This window comes from Yersinia kristensenii (genome assembly GCF_900460525.1).
In the GTDB taxonomy this organism is placed as follows: Bacteria; Pseudomonadota; Gammaproteobacteria; order Enterobacterales; family Enterobacteriaceae; genus Yersinia; species Yersinia kristensenii.
In genome coordinates this window covers 1879633-1898958 of record NZ_UHIY01000001.1, presented here as the reverse complement: position 1 = coordinate 1898958, position 19326 = coordinate 1879633, and the positions used below count along the sequence as shown (strand labels likewise).

Here is a 19326-nt window from a genome sequence, read left to right as displayed (position 1 = left end):
CTCAGATCCTGTTATCGATCAAACCTCGATCTCGGCGGTATCCCCTTTCTCTTGTAGCCAATTGCGACGATCTTCGGAGCGTTTCTTCGCCAGCAACATATCCATCATGGCCATTGTTTTATCAATATCGTCATCACCAATGGTCAACTGCACCAAGCGGCGGGTATTAGGATCAAGAGTGGTTTCACGTAACTGCAACGGGTTCATTTCACCCAGCCCTTTAAAGCGCTGCACATTCGGTTTACCGCGTTTACGTTTCAGTTGCTCCAGGACACCGGCTTTCTCTTCTTCGTCCAGCGCATAAAACACTTCTTTACCCAAATCAATACGATACAGCGGCGGCATCGCCACATACACGTGACCATTGCGCACCAGAGCGCGGAAGTGGCGAACAAATAGCGCACACAACAAAGTGGCAATATGCAAACCATCGGAGTCCGCATCCGCGAGGATACAAACTTTACCATAGCGCAGTTGGCTTAGATCTTCGCTGTCTGGATCAATACCAATAGCAACTGAAATATCATGGACTTCCTGCGAAGCAAGAACCTCATCTGAAGAGACTTCCCAAGTATTCAGGATCTTCCCTTTCAGCGGCATGATCGCCTGATATTCTCGGTCACGCGCTTGCTTGGCAGAACCGCCCGCAGAATCCCCTTCCACCAGAAACAGTTCAGTCATGCTCAAATCTTGCGAAGTACAATCGGCCAGTTTGCCAGGCAATGCCGGGCCGCTGGTCAGCTTTTTACGCACCACTTTCTTTGCCGCACGCATACGGCGCTGGGCGCTGGAAATAGCTAACTCAGCCAACTGTTCAGCCGCTTGTACGTTCTGATTCAGCCATAGGCTAAAAGCATCTTTTACCACGCCGGAGACAAAAGCCGCGCACTGACGTGAGGAAAGTCGCTCTTTCGTCTGGCCGGCAAATTGTGGATCCTGCATTTTGACTGACAGCACGTAAGCACAGCGCTCCCAGATATCATCCGCCGAGAGTTTGATGCCTCGTGGCAGAATATTGCGATATTCACAAAATTCGCGCATTGCATCCAGTAAACCCTGACGTAAGCCGTTGACGTGAGTGCCGCCCTGCATGGTAGGGATCAGGTTGACGTAGCTTTCAGTCAGCAGCTCGCCACCTTCTGGTAACCATAACAACGCCCAGTCAATAGCTTCAGTATCACCGGCAAAAGAGCCGACAAACGGCACTTCTGGCAAAGTAATCAAGCCGTTAACTGCTTCCATCAGGTAGTCAGTCAGACCATCGGCATAACACCAGCGTTGTTCAGTATTATTGACCTGATCTTTAAAGACGATTTCTACGCCAGGGCAGAGTACGGCTTTCGCTTTCAGCAAATGTGACAGACGGGAGACAGAGAAACGTGGGCTATCGAAGAAAGAAACATCCGGCCAGAAATGTACGCTGGTCCCGGTATTGCGCTTACCACATGTGCCGATAACCTGTAAATCCTGCACTTTATCGCCATTTTCGAAGGCGATGCTATAGATTTGGCTATCACGGCGCACCGTCACTTCTACCCGTTTGGATAAGGCGTTAACAACCGAAATACCAACACCGTGCAAACCACCAGAGAACTGATAGTTTTTATTAGAGAATTTGCCGCCCGCATGTAAACGACACATGATCAGTTCAACCGCAGGAACACCTTCTTCTGGATGGATATCAACCGGCATTCCACGGCCATCATCAATTACTTCCAGTGATTGATCGGCGTGCAGAATGACGTCAATGCGGCGGGCATGGCCTGCCAGTGCTTCATCGACGCTGTTATCAATCACCTCTTGACCAAGGTGGTTTGGCCGCGTGGTGTCCGTGTACATTCCCGGACGACGACGCACTGGTTCTAAACCGCTGAGTACTTCAATGGCATCAGCGTTATAGCTGGATTCAGTCATGGTTTGATTAATATTCGGCTAATGGTTGGAAGGCTAGCGGTAACATGCCCGGCAGGCCATCACGGCCTACGGTACAATACCCACTGCAGTAACAAAACCGACTGTATCGGGTGATGCTTAAACTGCCATATCAAGCGGTTGCTAGCCCTAAAAAAGTTACAATCGGGGAGAAATAATGATCAAAGCCAACAAAGGCATGATTCCCACCTGATTCTACTGTTTGCCGACAAGGGGTATAATAGGCAACCGCTTGACGGTAATCGAGGATTTCATCCCCGGTTTGTTGCAATAACCAGAGTAAATCCGGTGATCCCAACTGTTCAATCTGCATGGCTTTCAGATCATAAATATGTCGAGACTCTAACACATATTGTTGCCCAGTGTAGGGGTTCTCATTTTCCCCCAGATAATCGCTGAGCAGCTCAAATGGCCGCACTGCCGGGTTAACCACCACGGCGGGAATACTAAAGCGCTGGGAAAGCCAGGTAGCAAAATAACCACCAAGGGAAGAACCTACAATGCCGAGGGATTGCCCCGCTTTATCCATCACGATGCTTTCCAGCATTTCTGCGGCCTCCGCCGGATAAGGCGGTAATTGCGGTATCTGCATCTCAATATGAGGATGGTGTTGCTGCAACCAACTTTTGAAAGTGGTTGCCTTGGCCGAGCTGGGTGAACTATTAAATCCGTGAATATATAGAAGCGTACTCATTCAATAACCATCCGAGTCCATGTCCGGGCAGAAATCATCACTGGCTAACCGACGAACCTCAGTTTCAAGTCTTCCATCAGGCAGTAAGTCGAGGTAGCGCCATCCCGGTGCCACAGTATCAAGTGTAAAATTAGTACAGTGCGGTTTGAACTGCACACAGGTAGAAGGGCTAGCCAACAGGCGCTTACCATACCAATCGAGATCTAAATCCTGATGAATATGGCCGCACAACAAGGTGGTCACGCGCGGATAGCGAGTCAGCACGGCTGCAAGCATATGCGCGTTGCGTAAACTATGTTGATCAAGCCAAGTACAACCCGAAGGCATCGGGTGATGGTGCAATAATATCAGTGTGTAACGTTCTGGATACGCGACCAGGCAGCGCTCCATCCACTCCAACTAATAGTCACTCAGTTCACCGTAAGGGACACCAAAAACTTGGCTATCTAATAACAGTATTTGCCAGTTATCACCCACCAGAACATGCTTTGACGGTGCAATATCGGCATTTGCTAAAGCATCCACCATCGCAGGCTGGAAATCATGATTGCCGGGTAGCCAGACACAAGGTGCTGGCAAACGGGAGATGCCCTCAGCAAAATTCTGATAAGCCGCAACGGAATGATCCTGAGCCAAATCACCGGTCGCAACAATAAGATCAAAGGAGTGTTGCTCAGCAATAATCGCATCTAACACAGCGCGATAACTGCGAGAAGTATTTACACCCAGCAAGGTCTCATGTTCCCCCGCAAAGAGGTGGGTATCTGTTATTTGTAAAATTCTAACCCTGGCCCCACTCGCCATAGGCAGTTTAAACAGGCTTTCCAAATGGTGTCCTTGTTTTTGCACCTTTCCCAACCAGATTCATCACATCTCTGTCTCTCAGTAGGTCAGGCTATAAGTCTGTCTAACAAACCGGAACTGCCATCGCTCCATGCGCCAAGCAATAGCGCAACCAGTCAGCAAGAAACTGGTTAATTTGATGCTTTTCGTCCCGCTGATGCAACTTTTTATTCGGATAATCATAACTTGCTTTGAAGCGGGAGATCTGCTGACTGGCACACACTTCCGCGACCTGCGCATCATGATAAAGCCGCACGACCATAGATGGCAGGCTCCAATGACTGATAACAGGCGCAGTTTGCACAATTTCGACAACAGAAGTGTAGCGGGTTGACTCAATAATTGTCAGTTGATAACTGGCGCCGTTGACCTGATAAGCCACGCTTTCACCCACTTCATCGACACGCGGTATCAAACGACGCAATTGCGCGAAGTTAGTTTCGCATATCCGCATCATTTCAGGAAAATCAGGTGTGTAGCGCTTGCTCATTATTTTCTCTCTTTACGACTGCCATTCTGCTCTTAGCGATTGATGGTGCAACGCCAACCATTGTAATGCAATGACTGAGGCTGCATTATCAATAACACCTTCTTCAACCCAACGATAAGCTTGCTCACGGCTGACAACATGCACCCGAATATCTTCATTTTCATCGGCCAGCCCATGAATCCCACTCGCGGTCGTCGCATCGACTTCCCCGACCATGATAGATAAGCGCTCACTGGTGCCACCAGGGCTGGCTAAATAACTGAGCACCGGTTTACAGCGGCCAACCTGAATCCCCGCTTCTTCTTCCGCTTCGCGACGTACCACTTCCTCGACGGTTTCGCCCTCTTCGATCATTCCAGCCACCATTTCTAATAACCAAGGCGACCGGCTGCTGTCAATGGCGGCAATCCGTAATTGTTCAACCAGCACCACTTCATCACGCACCGGGTCATAAGGTAATAACACGGCGGCATGGCCGCGCTCAAAAATTTCGCGTTTAACCTCCCCACTCATTTCGCCATTAAACAAACGATGACGAAACCGGTATAAATCCAGTGAAAAAAAACCCCTGTACCGCGTTTCACGTGCAATAATTTCCACATCCTTCTTGCCGAAGGTCACCGGTGAGGGTTGTTTTGATGTCATAACGTCTTTCCTTACTTAAGTATCTAGCCTGAATAGTGACTTTTAATGACAGCATGAATGAATGCCAGTCAGGCTAATAGAGGTTGGCAATTTTATAAAGGCGGTTTTATAAAGATTATTTGACAAAAATAGTGTGATACAGGTTAGTTGTCTGAATAGTCATTTAGCTTTGTGATAGATTTAAGTAAATTTAGGCGAGATGGCACAATCTGCCACCTTATCCCATTGGCAGACTCTGATAGAATCGGCAACAATTCGTCTATCGACAGCTACCATAGTAATATTGCCGCACAACTGCTGCACAACAAGGACTGCAAATGAAGAAACTGCTCCCCCTTCTTATCGGGCTGAGTCTGGCTGGTTTCAGTAGCATGAGCCAGGCAGAGAACTTGCTGCAAGTTTATAAGCAAGCCAGGGATAGTAACCCGGATTTACGCAAATCAGCGGCTGACCGCGATGCTGCATATGAAAAAATTAATGAAGCCCGTAGCCCGCTGTTACCACAGCTGGGTTTAGGTGCCGGTTACACCCATACTAATGGTTTCCGTGATGCCTCTGACAGCCCGGATAGCAATGCAACATCAGGCTCTCTGCAACTGACTCAAACCATTTTCGACATGTCTAAATGGCGTGCTCTGACTTTGCAAGAGAAGGCCGCGGGTATTCAGGATGTAACCTTCCAGACCAATGAACAAGCGCTTATCTTGAACACGGCAACTGCCTATTTTAATGTTCTCAGAGCCATTGATAGCCTGTCTTATACCGAAGCGCAGAAGCAATCTGTTTATCGCCAGTTAGACCAAACGACCCAGCGTTTTAATGTGGGTTTAGTGGCAATTACTGACGTACAAAACGCCCGAGCTAGTTACGATACCGTGTTAGCAGCAGAAGTGACGGCCCGTAATAACCTGGATAACGCGTTGGAAAACCTGCGCCAAATTACCGGTGTTTATTACCCTGAACTGGCCTCGTTGAATGTCTCTCGCTTGAAGACAGAACGCCCACAGGCCGTCAATAACCTGTTGAAAGAAGCTGAAAAACGTAACCTTTCGTTGCTTTCTGCTCGTTTGAGCCAAGATTTAGCCCGTGAGCAGATTAAGTCGGCAGAAACAGGCTATATGCCAACCATCGATTTGACGGCTTCAACTTCAGTCACCAATACTCGCTACAGCGGCGGCACGCCAAGTACCCAGCAAGCAAACATGGATGCTGGTCAGAACAAAATTGGCGTGCAACTGAGCTTACCGCTGTACAGCGGTGGAGCGACTAATTCTTCAGTGAAACAGGCACAATACAATTTCGTCGGTGCCAGTGAGCAGTTGGAAAGCGCACACCGTAGTGTGGTGCAAACTGTCCGTTCCTCATTTAATAATATTTCAGCCTCCATCAGTAGCATTAAGGCTTATGAACAAGTGGTTATTTCTAACCAAAGCTCATTAGATGCGATGGAAGCAGGTTATCAAGTGGGAACTCGCACCATTCTGGATGTGTTGACTGCAACAACTAACTTGTATCAATCTAAACAGCAACTCGCCGATGCACGTTATAACTACCTGATTAATCAGTTAAATATCCAGTCAGCGCTGGGTACACTGAACATGAACGATCTGATGGCACTGAATGGCGTACTGGATAAACCCGTCCCAACATCTGCCACCAGCTTGGCACCGGATGATGCTAACCAGAATGCTTATGCTGATGGTACTAGCACTCGGACTGCACCGCGAGCAACAACGGTTAGCCAGCCGACTACCGCTGCTGCCGGTAATCCATTCCGTAACTGATTTTTACGAATGTGAACTCACCGGGTACAGCGTCAAGCTGTGCCCGGTTTATTTTTCTTCATTTCCTCTTTTTTACTCCCCAGCATTTTTCGTCAATGAAAAAAGCGAAGTGACTCGCAGCATTTCGTATAGCTTTGTAAAGTCTGCTACTCATCGTCCCTCAAGCTTTAATTTCATACACATTTCCCCTATTCTTAGGACACTTACTGGGAAAGGGCATTGAACGCCCGGAAATGAGACAAATAATGATGAAACGGACTCAAAACATCCATCAAGAGACTTTCCGTAAATCCTGGCGCAGCTACCGCCTTGCGCCAGTAGCTTTAGCTGTCAGTGCCGTATTTATGCTGGCTGGCTGCGAAAAAACCGATGAAACCGTCTCTTTGTATCAAAATGCTGATGACTGCTCTGCAGCAAATCCGTCCAAGAGCGCGGAATGTACCACTGCATACAACACAGCCTTGCAGGAAGCGGCTAAAACTGCGCCTAAGTATTCAACCCGTGAAGATTGCGTGGCTGAATTTGGTGAATCGCAGTGTACCCAGGCTCCTGCACAAGCCGGTATGATCCCAACATCCTCATCATCTACTGAAACCACCGCCGCTGCACCGCAGCAAAGCGGTAGCATGTGGATGCCGCTGATGGCAGGTTATATGATGGGCCGCATGATGGGCGGTGGCGCAAGCCAGCCATTGTTTACCTCCAAAGCACCAAACAGCCCGGCCAATGGTAAGTTTGTCGACGCAACCGGCAAAAACTTCGGTTCAGCCACCACTGGCCGCACTATGACTGTGCCAAGAACCGCCATGGCGCCGAAACCTGCCGTGACCAATACCATCACCCGTGGCGGTTTTGGTGAGTCAGTAGCTAAACAGTCTTCTATGCAACGTAGTGCCGCGACATCATCTAAAACCAGCACGCGCAGCATGGGTGGCTAAGGTCTGATTAATGAAACGTTTAGCGATTAGCGAACGCCCGGACTGGCGCGAAAAAGCCACCGAATTTGGTTTCCGTTTCCACACCATGTATGGCGAGCCGTACTGGTGTGAAGACGCCTATTACGAATTCACACTGGCACAAATTGAAGAGTTGGAAGACACCACCGCAGAGTTGCATCAAATGTGCCTGCAAGTGGTTGAAAAAGTAGTGAATAGCGATCAACTGATGGCAAAATTCCGCATTCCGAAACATTGCTGGGATTTTGTGCGTAGCTCGTGGAAGTCTAATCAACCTTCGCTCTATTCGCGTCTTGATCTGGCCTATGACGGCATAAATCCGGCCAAACTGCTGGAAAACAACGCAGATACCCCGACCTCACTATATGAAGCCGCTTTTTTCCAATGGCTATGGTTGGAAGACCAGATCAATGCGGGTAATTTGAGCCAGGATTCAGACCAATTCAATAGCATGCAAGAGAAGCTAATTGAACGTTTTGTTGATTTGCGCGATAACCATGGTTTTAGCTTGCTGCATCTGGCTTGCTGCCAGGACAGTGAAGAAGATCGTGGTACTGTGCAATATCTGCAAGATTGTGCGTTGGAAGCCGGTCTGCCAACTGAATTCATGTTTATGGAGGAAATTGGCTTAGGGGAAAAAGGGCAATTTACCGACTTGGATAATCAGGTTATCAGTAATTTGTTCAAGCTCTATCCGTGGGAATTTATGTTCCGCGAAATGTTCTCCACTAAATTGGAAGATGCTGGCGTACGCTGGTTGGAACCAGCCTGGAAGAGCATTATCTCCAATAAAGCCTTACTGCCATTGCTGTGGGAAATGTTCCCAAATCACCCTAATCTGTTGCCTGCTTATTTTGCTGAAGATGATCATCCGGCCATGGATCATTATGTCACCAAGCCGCTATTCTCGCGGGAAGGTGCCAATATTCAGATAGTGGAAAACGGTAAAGAAGTGGCGCGGGTTGATGGGCCATATGGTGAGGAAGGCATGATTGTTCAGCAATTCCACCCACTACCTAAGTTCGGCGATAGCTATACGCTGATTGGTAGCTGGCTGGTGAATGATCAGCCTTGTGGTATTGGTTTGCGCGAAGATCGTGAATTGATCACCCAAGATCTGTCACGTTTTTACCCACATATTATTTTGGGTTAAGCCTGCGCAAGAATAGGTATAAAGGCTAATACCGTAAAATTATTGATAAAACTGAACCAAGGGGAAACACTCCGTTGGGGCCGTAACGGTGTAAACCGTCAGAGCGCCCGTAGGAGTGGTCAACCCTTGGCTCGCTGGTTTTAAGTTTTTATAACGTCAATGCTAACCAAGCTTAATCGACAACATACTCAGCGAACCCATCTCAATCCCATCGGTTGGAATCGAAATCTGCTCTTTACCATCCCAACTCCCCAATACATACAGTAATGGCAGATAATGCTCAGGTGACGGGTTGGACAGTGCAGCCTCTTCATGCTGCATAAAATTGACCAATGGGTGATTATCTCCTTGATAGTTAAGGTTATCTATCACAAATTGGTTGAAGGACTCCGCCCATGGATAGGGGTTGCTTTCGCCCTGCCATCTCACCATACGCAAGTTATGTACTACGTTGCCGCTGGCGACAATCATGACACCTTGCTCACGCAGTACCGCCAGCTTACGACCTAATTCATAGTGATACGCTGCCGGTTGGGTGCCATCAATACTCAATTGCACCACAGGAATATCCGCAGCAGGGTACATTTTGATCAACACCCCCCAGCTGCCGTGGTCTAGCCCCCATTCACTGGTATCAGCCTGTACGGCGATAGGTGCCAACAATTGCTGAATCTGGGCTGCCAACTCTGGAGAACCTGGGGCCGGATATTCGGTATCAAACAATGCCTGTGGAAAGCCACCAAAATCATGGATCGTCCGAGGTTTTTCCATCGCTGTTACTGCGGTGCCACGGGTGTACCAGTGGGCAGAAATGACCAAAATCGCCTTAGGGCGAGGTAACGTCTCACCCAACGCACGCCATGCCTGAGTGTAACTGTTTTCTTCCAGCACGTTCATCGGGCTACCGTGGCCGAGAAACAGTGCAGGCATACGAGAGGTGTTCATAGATAATCCTTACTGTTAAGAAAAATGTGGCGCTAAAACCATAACGAGTACATTACGCGCTTTTTTTTCATTACACAGCCGGATAACAGTGATGAAGATATTCAATAAATTTGAAGAGGATGAATAGCGGGAAAATACCAAGGATAGAGAGGGATAAGTACCAAATAACCGGGCGGCGACCTATTCGGTAGAATAATAGCAACCCGGAGTGTAAACCGCGTTATCAATAGGCAATATCCGCAGATATTGCCATCAGAAATCAGCTGGCTTTTTGTTCTTGCGACTGGCGGTACTCAGCCAAATCATCAATAGTCACGACTGGCATATCATGTAATTTGGCGAACTCAATCACTTCTGGTGCATGTGCCATGCTACCGTCGTCATTGGTCAGTTCACACAATACGCCCGCAGGTTTGTAGCCTGCCAGGGTAGCCAAATCGATAGAAGCTTCAGTATGACCACGGCGGGATAATACGCCGCCCGGCTGTCCGCGTAGCGGGAATACATGGCCCGGCCGATTAAGGTCGGCAGGTTTCGCGTTATCGGCGATTGCCGCACGGATTGTCGTCAAACGGTCAGCGGCAGAAACGCCGGTCGTCACGCCTTTAGCCGCTTCAATGGTCACGGTAAAAGCCGTTTGGAATTGGCTGGAGTTATTGGTCACCATCATAGGTAAATCAAGCTGTTGGCGGCGTTCATCAGTGATACACAGACACACGATGCCACTGCCGTGGCGGATAGTCAGTGCCATTTGCTCTACAGTCATTGCTTCCGCAGCAAATACTATATCGCCTTCGTTTTCACGACTTTCGTCATCCAACACCATAACACCACGGCCATGACGCAGCGCGTCAATAGCACGTTCTACACGCTCAACAGGCGTGCCAAAAACTGATAGAAGGGTCTGATTCATGGTAAGAAACCTCATTAAAATTATGGATTACCAGAATCAGGGCGGTCTTGAGGAGTAAAAGGCCATTTTTCATCTAACAATAGAAATAGCCGAAATAACGCAAGCGAGCTATTTAATAAATAAGCTCGGCAGATACCGTTACTCTCTCCCATCCGGACTATAACCGTCGGCCCCGGAATCACACCGGGTCTGCTGACCTCTACCCTGCTCTCTTTGACAAGAGAAACAACGTGAGCGCTCACGGGCTTTTGCACCACGACACGGAATGCCGCAACACAATTTACCGCCGGTGGGGACTTGCACCCCGCCCTGAGAATAAGCCCCATGACTATAACGCTATTGATTCGTCGGAGCAATTACCAAAATGGTGATGTGCGGAGGTTTATACATTCGGCATCAAGCATTACACTAGTAGGAGTAACTTCACATCTAATTAGGGAAATACCATGATTGACCCGAAAAAAATTGAACAAATCGCCCGCCAGGTGCATGAGTCTATGCCGAAAGGTATTCGCGAATTCGGGGAAGACGTCGAAAAGAAAATTCGGCTAGTGCTGCAATCGCAGTTAACCCGCCTGGATTTGGTTAATCGTGAAGAGTTCGACGTCCAAACTCAAGTGCTGCTGCGCACCAGAGAAAAACTGGCGTTGTTGGAACAACGCATGGGTGAACTGGAGGCCAAATTTAACAGTGCTCCAGCCGCTGTTGATACCACAGCCGCTATTGATGATAAAACGGGCGAGTAAGGTATAAGTCAGTCACCAGTTATCATTAGGGCGCCGTATGGCGCCCTTTTTTATGGCTGTATGACTGACCCTCTCCGCCTGGACATCAGCATCCACAACAGTGAAAACATCAATAAGGCGTATAAGCTTTTCCAACCAATCATTACCAGCAATACACAACACAGAATACTGCCCATCACCGACATCACCCGCGAGCGCCCACTTAATAAGCGAATACCCGCCAGCATGCACAACAAATAAATCAGCACAAAAATGCCATTGGCATAAACAATCAGTAAATCCAATGGCAGGGACAGCCAGTAGGTCAACAGAGTAAAGAACAGACAACTGCCGACCACCGCCGTCAGTGCATTGACCGGGGTTTGCCCGACAGACAGCTGTGCCAGCTTGCTTTGTGGGCGCACCTGCGCCTGTGACCACACCATACGAGCGAAACTTTGAGTATAAATATTCACACTGGCAAAACAGGCTAAATAGCCAATAATGCAAGCAATCCACAGCGCATGTTCACCAAACAATTGCACCACAATGCCCGGCAAAGAGGCCGCTGCGGCTTGCTGTTCACCATAGGCATGGAAATGCAGCACCGCCACTGTGCATCCCCAGTAGACCACCCCCGCAACTAATAACCCAACCAACAGGGCGCGCGGGAAATCACGTTCTGGGTGACGGAACTCTGTCGCCAAGTGGGCGAAAGCTTCCAGCCCAACAAAACACCAGAACATCACAGCCAGCGCGCTAAACATATTTGAGGGGGAAATATCTGGAGGTGCGGGCCAAGGTATCTGTGATAACTGAATGTCGCCTTGCCACCAAATAGCCACCACCAGCGCGATAACCAGCAAGGCAATCAATGTTTGCACATTAGCGCTAGACCCCGCACTGCGAGTCCCCAGTAGCCAGATAATCAGTAAGGTCGCCAATTGCACCATTAATAACCCGGTATCACTCCAGCCAAAAGTGGCTTGCCAGAAACCAGCCGCAATTTGTAACGCAGCAGGTAAGCCGACAGGAATGACGGACAAAAAGAGCCAACCGGTGACTTTCCCAAGTTTAGGCCCGAATGCCATGGTAACAAAATGGGCCGCGCCACCGGCACTGGGGAAATGGCGACCTAAAGCAGCAAAGGCGATAGCAATAGGGAAAACCAACGCAATCAATAGCGGCCAGGCCCATAAACTATCCGCCCCCGCCAGCATTGCCGCGAGTGCTGGCACGGCAAAGACACCGGTTCCCAGCAATGAGGTGGACAGCAACCCGACTCCCTGTGCCAGACTCAACTCCTGTTTTAGTCCCCCCACATCCTCACCTTTTCTATATCGATATACCGAATACCCAAAGTCATTGCTGTTGCGGGTAGGCAGCAAGCAAACGAATCCCGATGAGCTTACTCAAGTAAGTGATTCGGGTAAGTGAACGCAGCTAACCCCCCCGCACTTCAAGGCCGAAGGAGATTTAACCCAAACCATTCTTGATGGACTGAATAATATTAGTGGTCGAAACCCCATCTTCAAAATTCAGCACTTTCACTTCACCACCAGCGGCCCACACTTCTGCACTACCGGCAATTTCATCAGGTTTATAATCCCCCCCTTTCACCAGCAAATCCGGCAAAATATCGGCAATTAAGCGCTGCGGGGTATCTTCTTCAAATGGCACGACCCAATCCACCGCTTCCAGTGCGCCCAAGACAATCATGCGCTGATCCAGTGGATTCACAGGGCGTTTTTCGCCTTTCAATCGTTTGGTAGAGGCATCACTGTTCACTGCCACAATCAGGCGATCACCCAGTTTGCGGGCATTCGCCAGATAGGAAACATGACCAGCATGGAGAATGTCAAAGATGCCGTTGGTCATCACGACTTTCTCGCCGCGCTGGCGAGCTTGCGCCACCGCTTTTTTCAGTTGCTGCTCATCCATCACGCCAAAACCAGTTTCAGCACGGCCACGGATAGCATTTTCCAATTCAATTGGAGAAACCGTCGATGTCCCCAATTTGCCCACCACCACACCGGCAGCGGCATTTGCCAGGAAGCAAGACTCTTCGAGTGTGTTTCCAGCGGCCAATGCGGCAGCCAGCACCCCAATCACCGTGTCACCGGCACCGGTCACATCAAACACTTCTTGTGCTTGGGTCGGTAAATGTAATGGTGGTTTGCCCGGCTGTAGCAAAGTCATCCCTTGTTCAGAGCGGGTTACCAGCAAAGCTGAAAGCTCAAAATCGGCCACCAGCTTCATACCACGACTCACCAATTCTTCATCGTTTTTACAATGGCCGACCACTGCTTCAAACTCGGATAAGTTTGGTGTCAGCAAAGTGGCGCCGCGATAACGTTCAAAATCGCTGCCTTTAGGATCGATAAGCACCGGAACTTTGGCTTTTCGCGCCAGTTGGATCATCGCCTGCACACTATTCAGTGCGCCTTTGGCATAGTCGGACAGCACCAGAGCACCAATCTGTGGTAGCGCTTGTTGAATGCGCTCAAAGATAGGTTGAGGGTCAACACCATCAAAACCTTCTTCGAAATCCAGACGGATAAGCTGCTGGTTACGGGAAAGCACCCGCAACTTGGTGATAGTCGGGTGAGTCGGTACCGAAACAAAATCACACCGCACCTGCACTTCATTTAGCTTGCTGGTCAGTGCGCGCGCGGCATCATCAATCCCAGTCAACCCCACTAATCGGGAAATAGCGCCAAGGGAGGCGATGTTCATCGCGACGTTCGCGGCACCACCAGGGCGTTCTTCGATGGTATCAACTTTGACTACCGGCACCGGTGCTTCAGGTGAAATCCGGCTGGTTGGGCCATACCAATAACGGTCTAACATGACATCACCAACGACTAATACACCGGCGCGGCGAAAATCAGGCAGCGTGACTTTCATACGTTAGCCCCCCAAAGTGAGCTGTTATTAACCCCGAAAACACACATCCCTTCGCTCCAATTTTGTGTTTGTTATATGGTGCCGGATAATATCACAGACACCTTGCATACTATTAATAACGGGAATCTATGCGTCTGTGGGCGCTGCAACCAACCATTTACGCCAGCTGGCGGCCACCTGTGCTCTTTCTGCGGTAAAGCTATCCGCGGAGACTTTGCTTGATTGCTCCTGCAAAGCCAGATGGTGAATCTCATCACGCATGGTGACATAAGCGCGGGTCAATGCTGCGGCTTCCACCTCCGGCATAATGCCGTAATTGGCCATTAACTCAAAAATTCGCACATTATCAGACCAGTGGGTCAAACGCGGCTCACTGGCGGCATAGCGCAATACCAAATATTGGGCGATAAACTCAATATCAGTGATCCCGCCCTCATCGGCTTTAATATCAAAGATATCGCGCTGTTTACTGCCCAAATGATTGCGCATCTTCTCGCGCATTTCGCGCACTTCTTGTTGTAATTGCGGGTCTTGGCGATGGCGACAAAGGATGTGTTGGCGAATGGCGTCAAACTCTTGATGCAACTCAGGGTCACCATAAACAATGCGGGCGCGTACCAGCGCCTGATGCTCCCACGTCCAAGCTTCATTCTGCTGATAATCAGCGAAAGCCTCGACAGTGCTCACCAACATACCCGCTTCCCCGGATGGCCTTAGCCGGGCATCAACTTCATACAGAATCCCTGAGGAGGTACGAGTGCTGAATAAATGCATGATGCGCTGAGCCAAACGCAAATAGAATTGGCGGCCATCAATGCTGCGCTCGCCATCGGTCATCACATCAAGCGGGCAATCGAGCAGAAACACCAGATCCAAATCTGAGCTGTAACCCAACTCCCAGCCGCCCAATTTGCCATAGCCAATCACGGCGAAACCACGGCCCTCGCGCTGCTGCAAATGGCTAGGTTGACCATAACGCGCCACCATTTGATTCCAGGCTTGCTGGATAACCGCATCAATAATGGCCTCCGCCAGATAGGTTAAGTGATCGCTCACTTTCATTACCGGCAGCGCCTCGGTGATATCTCCGGCGGCAATACGCAATTGTTGTGCCTGTTTAAACTGGCGTAATGCTTCCAGTTGTTGCTCTTCATCATCAGGTGGCACCCGCAACAAATATTGACGTAATTCATCACGATAAGCGCTGGGTTCCAACGGCTGATAGAGCGATTGCGGGTCGAGTAATTCATCCAATAACAGCGGGTAGCGAGCTAACTGACTGGCGACCATCGGGGAGGCAGAACATAAGCGAATAACATGTTTCAGTGCCGCGTGGTATTCGACCAGCAATTCCAGATAGGTGGTGCGGGTCACGATACTCAACAACAATTGAATCAGGCGGCTGAGGGCAACATTAGCATCGGGACGTGGACAAACTTCAGCGAACAGACGCGGCATCAATTGATCCAGCACCTCACGGCCACGCGGGCCAATAGTGCGCTTATCAACATCATGGCGAAAATTATTAATAGTGGTCAACAATTGGCGGCGCGCCGCTTCATCTAAATGCGGTGTCAGAGGGGCTAAATCACTCTCTTCCAATGCATCCTGCCACAAACTTTTATACAAACCATGGCAAGGATCTTCGCCAATATCGGGAGTATCGTCGCCGATCAGGTCATCAAATACCAAGCGCACCGCTTGCATATTATGCTCTAACGCGGCGCTCATAGCAGCCCAATCCGTATAGCCCATACCGCAAGCTAATCGGGCCTGATTTAGCGCGTCACTGGGTAATGTTTGTGTTTGCTCATCACCAATAGCTTGTAATAGATTCTCTAAACGGCGCAAAAACAGATAGCTGCCACTGAGCGCAGCCACCTGTTGTTCCGGCAATAACCCTAGCTCTGCCACAGCTTGTAAGGTCGGCAACAAAGCGCGCTGTTGCAGACGCGGTTCGCGGCCGCCTCGAATCAACTGAAATACCTGGGTGATAAACTCGATTTCACGAATTCCACCCGCACCCAGTTTAATATTGTCTTTCAGACCGCGCCGGCGCACTTCACGAGCAATCATCCCTTTCATATTACGCAACGACTGAATCACACTGAAATCAATATAACGGCGGAAAACAAAGGGCCGTAGGGTTTGGCGCAGTTCCTTGCTGTAATGGTCTTCCGCACCGCCCATCAGGCGAGCCTTCACCATGGCGTAGCGCTCCCAATCGCGCCCTTGTTCTTGGTAATAATCCTCCAGTGCGGCAAAGCTCAGCACCAGTGGGCCGCTATCACCAAATGGCCGTAAACGCATGTCCACCCGATAGACAAAACCGTCGATAGTTTGCTGGTCTAATGCCTTAATCAGCCGTTGGCCCAAGCGGGTAAAAAACTGAGCATTATCCAACTGACGCCGCCCGCCTTGGGTCTGGCCGTTTTCCGGGTAAGCAAAAATCAAGTCGATATCCGACGAGAAATTCAGTTCACCGCCGCCTAATTTTCCCATGCCCAAAATCAGCAAGGGTTGCGGCACATTATCCGCATTACAGGGCGTGCCAAACTCGCGACAACACGCCTGATATAACCAATCGCGCGCAGCAACAATCACGGTTTCAGCCAGCCAACTGAGCTGTTGCAAAGTATCCGTCGTAGTGCTGGTTTCCAGTGCCTGAGACCAGGCAATGCGCACCATAACCCGGCGACGAAATAGCCGCAGCGCCGCTAATAGCGCGGCTTCGTCTTGCACCTCGGACAGTGCCTGACTGAGCCATTGTGGATAAAATTGCCACTCCTGCGGTTGTGGCGGCTGCTGATGCAGCTCATCCAGCCAATCAGGGTGAATCAGTAACATGTCACTGACAAAATCACTCAACGCCAATACTGCAATATCTTCTTCACGCAAGCTCGGCGGAGCCGGTAACTCATTAAAGCGCTGCTGTATATTCAGCGCCTGAATCTGTAATTCCGAAGGGAGTGGCAACATAAAGCATTCCTCAAGCGGCTATCTATTAACTAGCTGCACCATTCAGCCAAAACGCTGGCTGAGCTAAAGCTTCCTTACGGGCGGTATCACGCCAGTGGCCCTGCCGCTCCATAATCGCCAGTTGTAGACCAAACCAGCCATCAATGTATGGATGCCATTCATTTTGTGGATAGAAACCAGAGAGTAATTGGAACGCCATGATCTGCCGGTTTAAACGCGGGAGTTGTGCCAAATAACCATCATCATCGAGATGATGACCAAAGGCTTCTTTCAGATCAGCGGCACTGCGGCTGAGCATGATGTCGCAGAAGCGTTTAAATGAACCATTGAATTTAGCCAGCGCTTTGTCATCCATAAATGGCCGCCAGCCAGAAGTCACTAGCCATGAAGTAAGCGCTAACTTACATTTCAGATAATCAGCGCTATAACAGATTAACTCGGCATTAGCATTTTTCGGCTCTAACTGGGGTTCTAGCGCTAACAATGAAGCACGTAATTCGGTGCTGGCTTTACGTGGTACTAACCCACCAAAAATGGCCAAGGTTTGACGTACCATACCTAAAGCTTCAATAACCATAGCCTTAGCTGCTGGTTCACCACGCAACCATAGCTCTTCGTGGTATTGCCAGTGATCCAATGCCATTTCCAGCCCAGCAATCATCCCTTGCTCGACGGTAGATTTCGGCGCGGGCTGTAATACCAACAATGGGCGCAATTCACGCGGCAGATTACCTTGTGCCAAATGATAGCCACGAGCCGCTTTACTCAAGTTCCCCTGGCGCAAACCGCCGATTTGCGCCAGCTCAGCCGCCAGCGCCAATAAATCGGCCTGATTACCTTTTTTGAGTTCCAGCTCAATTTCGCTCAGCGGCTCTGACAGCTCATGGGTACCATCCGCCGCTTTAGAAGAGATTGTACCTTGGTCAAGGGCAAGTTCTATCTCGCTCTCACCGTAAGTGATTACCCACTTCTCACGAGTAAAATCGGTACGGAACAATGGCTGCAACTCGGCTTGTAGCGCATCAACCCCCCAACCTTCCGGCCAGATCTCGGCGGGGAAACGTGCTAAATCTAACTTATCGTTATCAATATCAACGTTATATTCAGGCCGTTGATGTAAACCACCGACGACTTTACCGCCAGTTTTGAGCGTCATTTCATAGCGGCCATCATAACCACGAATCCGTAAGCCAATATCATGTTGGCGCAGACGGTTATCCGCTGTTTCAAAATAGATATTTGTCAAAGTTTGCGGCGCAAAATGCTGGCTTTGCCAAGAGGTCATTCGCTCCGGTAAAACGGCAATGGCTGCAGGAGTAGCAATAAATTTTAATTCTATTTCAACGGTCATAATTTCATTCACACCGGTATGTTGCGAGATTACGGGCATTATGCCTCTTTCGCGGTGATTTGCCTGTTTTACACCAATTTATCTACTTTAAAACAAAAAAACACGCACGCGGCAGCCCTGAGTCAAACTCTATTTTAACCTGTTTTCACAAGTCTATCCTAAGGCTTCATAAGACAAATTTTCACCGCAGTTAAAATAAACAAAAAAGGGCCCAAGCCGCACTGCCTATGAGAGTAAGATAGTTCTCATTCCGGTTTATGCGTTGCGTCGGCAAACTGAACACACTACTATCGTCCCATAAATTCACTCATAAATGACTCTCTAATGCAGAAATTACGCCTAATTTGCCTCGCAGTGCTCAGTCTCAGTATTTCCCTGGGTGCTTACGCTGAAGAAAAACGCTACATCTCTGATGAGCTGGATACCTACGTTCATAGCGGCCCCGGTAACCAATACCGTATTGTTGGCACGCTAAAAGGTGGGGATGAAGTTACCTTGATAAGCGTTAATGACAGCACAAATTACGGCCAAATCCGCGACAGCAAAGGTAAAACCACTTGGATCCCGCTGGATCAATTGAGCGAAACCCCCAGCTTGCGCGTCCGGGTTCCTGACCTTGAACAACAGGTCAAAACACTGACAGATAAACTGGCTAATATTGATAATAGCTGGAATCAACGCACCGCAGAAATGCAACAAAAAGTGGCTGCCAGTGACAGTGTCATTTCCGAATTACAGAAAGAAAATGAGTCACTGAAAAACCAGTTAATCGTCGCTCAGAAAAAAGTCAGCGCCGTGAATCTGCAATTGGATGACAAGCAGCGCACTATTATTCTGCAATGGTTTATGTACGGTGGCGGTGTGGCGGGTATCGGCCTGCTTATTGGTTTAGTGCTGCCACATCTGATACCTAGCCGTAAAAAGAATAATCGCTGGATGAACTGATAGCTATTACCAACTAATACTGTAACGTCAAGAACGAGGGATCCACCCAAAGTCATTGGCGTTC

Annotated in this window: 15 protein-coding genes, 1 pseudogene and 1 riboswitch; of the genes and pseudogenes, 5 read left to right on the top strand and 11 right to left on the bottom strand. The window is 49.2% G+C overall.

Features of this window, described 5'->3' with window-relative positions; genetic code table 11:
- Positions 1-18 precede the first annotated feature (18 nt).
- The 5 genes and pseudogenes from parE to nudF form a co-directional block, all read right to left on the bottom strand.
- Entirely contained in the window at positions 19-1914 is a 1896-nt protein-coding gene (gene parE, locus DX162_RS08745; RefSeq protein ID WP_004390127.1) for a DNA topoisomerase IV subunit B, read from the bottom strand.
- Between the two features lie 130 nt (positions 1915-2044).
- Complete coding sequence (gene yqiA, locus DX162_RS08740) at positions 2045-2626, bottom strand: esterase YqiA (RefSeq protein WP_032819635.1); 582 nt, start codon at positions 2624-2626, stop codon at positions 2045-2047.
- Positions 2627-3454: pseudogene (gene cpdA / locus DX162_RS08735) on the bottom strand (3',5'-cyclic-AMP phosphodiesterase).
- A gap of 79 nt (positions 3455-3533) precedes the next feature.
- On the bottom strand, positions 3534-3959 hold the full coding sequence (locus DX162_RS08730) for a DUF1249 family protein (RefSeq protein WP_004390131.1): 426 nt from the start codon (positions 3957-3959) through the stop codon (positions 3534-3536).
- A 12-nt stretch (positions 3960-3971) separates the two neighbouring features.
- On the bottom strand, positions 3972-4604 hold the full coding sequence (gene nudF, locus DX162_RS08725) for an ADP-ribose diphosphatase (protein WP_032819636.1): 633 nt from the start codon (positions 4602-4604) through the stop codon (positions 3972-3974).
- Positions 4605-4921: 317 nt separating this feature from the next.
- On the opposite strand from nudF, the gene tolC reads away from it, so the two are divergent.
- The 3 genes from tolC to DX162_RS08710 all read left to right on the top strand — a co-directional run bounded on the left by tolC (position 4922) and on the right by DX162_RS08710 (position 8497).
- Complete coding sequence (gene tolC, locus DX162_RS08720) at positions 4922-6388, top strand: outer membrane channel protein TolC (RefSeq protein WP_004390133.1); 1467 nt, start codon at positions 4922-4924, stop codon at positions 6386-6388.
- Between the two features lie 248 nt (positions 6389-6636).
- Positions 6637-7326 (top strand): DUF1190 family protein, encoded by a 690-nt coding sequence (locus DX162_RS08715; RefSeq protein WP_032819668.1) that lies wholly within the window; start codon positions 6637-6639, stop codon positions 7324-7326.
- 10 nt (positions 7327-7336) lie between these two features.
- Positions 7337-8497, top strand: coding sequence for a glutathionylspermidine synthase family protein (locus DX162_RS08710; RefSeq protein ID WP_004390135.1), 1161 nt, complete (start codon positions 7337-7339; stop codon positions 8495-8497).
- 162 nt (positions 8498-8659) lie between these two features.
- Here the strand turns inward: DX162_RS08710 and ygiD are convergent, their stop codons facing one another.
- The gene (gene ygiD, locus DX162_RS08705) at positions 8660-9442 is read right to left on the bottom strand and encodes a 4,5-DOPA-extradiol-dioxygenase (protein WP_032819638.1); all 783 of its coding nucleotides are present in this window, start codon (positions 9440-9442) and stop codon (positions 8660-8662) included.
- A gap of 259 nt (positions 9443-9701) precedes the next feature.
- Entirely contained in the window at positions 9702-10355 is a 654-nt protein-coding gene (gene ribB / locus DX162_RS08700; RefSeq protein WP_004390138.1) for a 3,4-dihydroxy-2-butanone-4-phosphate synthase, read from the bottom strand.
- A gap of 136 nt (positions 10356-10491) precedes the next feature.
- Positions 10492-10676: riboswitch (FMN riboswitch) on the bottom strand.
- Between the two features lie 125 nt (positions 10677-10801).
- On the opposite strand from ribB, the gene ubiK reads away from it, so the two are divergent.
- A complete protein-coding gene (gene ubiK / locus DX162_RS08695) occupies positions 10802-11101 on the top strand; it encodes a ubiquinone biosynthesis accessory factor UbiK (protein WP_004390140.1) in 300 nt (99 codons plus the stop codon).
- A gap of 50 nt (positions 11102-11151) precedes the next feature.
- On the opposite strand, the gene yjeH is transcribed toward ubiK, so the two are convergent.
- From yjeH to DX162_RS08675, 4 genes are all read right to left on the bottom strand, one after another.
- Positions 11152-12402: an L-methionine/branched-chain amino acid transporter gene (gene yjeH / locus DX162_RS08690; protein WP_004390141.1), complete on the bottom strand. Its 1251-nt coding sequence runs from the start codon at positions 12400-12402 to the stop codon at positions 11152-11154.
- Positions 12403-12556: 154 nt separating this feature from the next.
- Positions 12557-13987: a bifunctional D-glycero-beta-D-manno-heptose-7-phosphate kinase/D-glycero-beta-D-manno-heptose 1-phosphate adenylyltransferase HldE gene (hldE, locus tag DX162_RS08685; protein WP_004390142.1), complete on the bottom strand. Its 1431-nt coding sequence runs from the start codon at positions 13985-13987 to the stop codon at positions 12557-12559.
- Between the two features lie 126 nt (positions 13988-14113).
- Positions 14114-16966 carry a bifunctional [glutamate--ammonia ligase]-adenylyl-L-tyrosine phosphorylase/[glutamate--ammonia-ligase] adenylyltransferase gene (glnE, locus tag DX162_RS08680; RefSeq protein ID WP_004390143.1) on the bottom strand — a complete coding sequence of 951 codons (2853 nt, stop codon included), beginning with the start codon at positions 16964-16966 and terminating at the stop codon, positions 14114-14116.
- 25 nt (positions 16967-16991) lie between these two features.
- A complete protein-coding gene (locus tag DX162_RS08675) occupies positions 16992-18317 on the bottom strand; it encodes a CYTH domain-containing protein (protein ID WP_032819669.1) in 1326 nt (441 codons plus the stop codon).
- A 324-nt stretch (positions 18318-18641) separates the two neighbouring features.
- Here DX162_RS08675 and DX162_RS08670 point away from each other — a divergent pair, with 324 nt between their 5' ends.
- A complete protein-coding gene (locus tag DX162_RS08670; RefSeq protein WP_004390145.1) occupies positions 18642-19262 on the top strand; it encodes a TIGR04211 family SH3 domain-containing protein in 621 nt (206 codons plus the stop codon).
- Positions 19263-19326 lie beyond the last annotated feature (64 nt).

What these genes read in the sequence shown, in the direction of transcription:
- DX162_RS08675 (WP_032819669.1), bottom strand. Translation starts at nt 18,317, where the DNA reads ATGACCGTTGAAATAGAATTAAAATTTATTGCTACTCCTGCAGCCATT.
- ribB (WP_004390138.1), bottom strand. Translation starts at nt 10,355, where the DNA reads ATGAATCAGACCCTTCTATCAGTTTTTGGCACGCCTGTTGAGCGTGTA.
- DX162_RS08710 (WP_004390135.1), top strand. Translation starts at nt 7,337, where the DNA reads ATGAAACGTTTAGCGATTAGCGAACGCCCGGACTGGCGCGAAAAAGCC.
- glnE (WP_004390143.1), bottom strand. Translation starts at nt 16,966, where the DNA reads ATGTTGCCACTCCCTTCGGAATTACAGATTCAGGCGCTGAATATACAG.
- parE (WP_004390127.1), bottom strand. Translation starts at nt 1,914, where the DNA reads ATGACTGAATCCAGCTATAACGCTGATGCCATTGAAGTACTCAGCGGT.
- ubiK (WP_004390140.1), top strand. Translation starts at nt 10,802, where the DNA reads ATGATTGACCCGAAAAAAATTGAACAAATCGCCCGCCAGGTGCATGAG.
- DX162_RS08715 (WP_032819668.1), top strand. Translation starts at nt 6,637, where the DNA reads ATGAAACGGACTCAAAACATCCATCAAGAGACTTTCCGTAAATCCTGG.
- DX162_RS08670 (WP_004390145.1), top strand. Translation starts at nt 18,642, where the DNA reads ATGCAGAAATTACGCCTAATTTGCCTCGCAGTGCTCAGTCTCAGTATT.
- tolC (WP_004390133.1), top strand. Translation starts at nt 4,922, where the DNA reads ATGAAGAAACTGCTCCCCCTTCTTATCGGGCTGAGTCTGGCTGGTTTC.
- ygiD (WP_032819638.1), bottom strand. Translation starts at nt 9,442, where the DNA reads ATGAACACCTCTCGTATGCCTGCACTGTTTCTCGGCCACGGTAGCCCG.
- DX162_RS08730 (WP_004390131.1), bottom strand. Translation starts at nt 3,959, where the DNA reads ATGAGCAAGCGCTACACACCTGATTTTCCTGAAATGATGCGGATATGC.
- nudF (WP_032819636.1), bottom strand. Translation starts at nt 4,604, where the DNA reads ATGACATCAAAACAACCCTCACCGGTGACCTTCGGCAAGAAGGATGTG.
- yqiA (WP_032819635.1), bottom strand. Translation starts at nt 2,626, where the DNA reads ATGAGTACGCTTCTATATATTCACGGATTTAATAGTTCACCCAGCTCG.
- hldE (WP_004390142.1), bottom strand. Translation starts at nt 13,987, where the DNA reads ATGAAAGTCACGCTGCCTGATTTTCGCCGCGCCGGTGTATTAGTCGTT.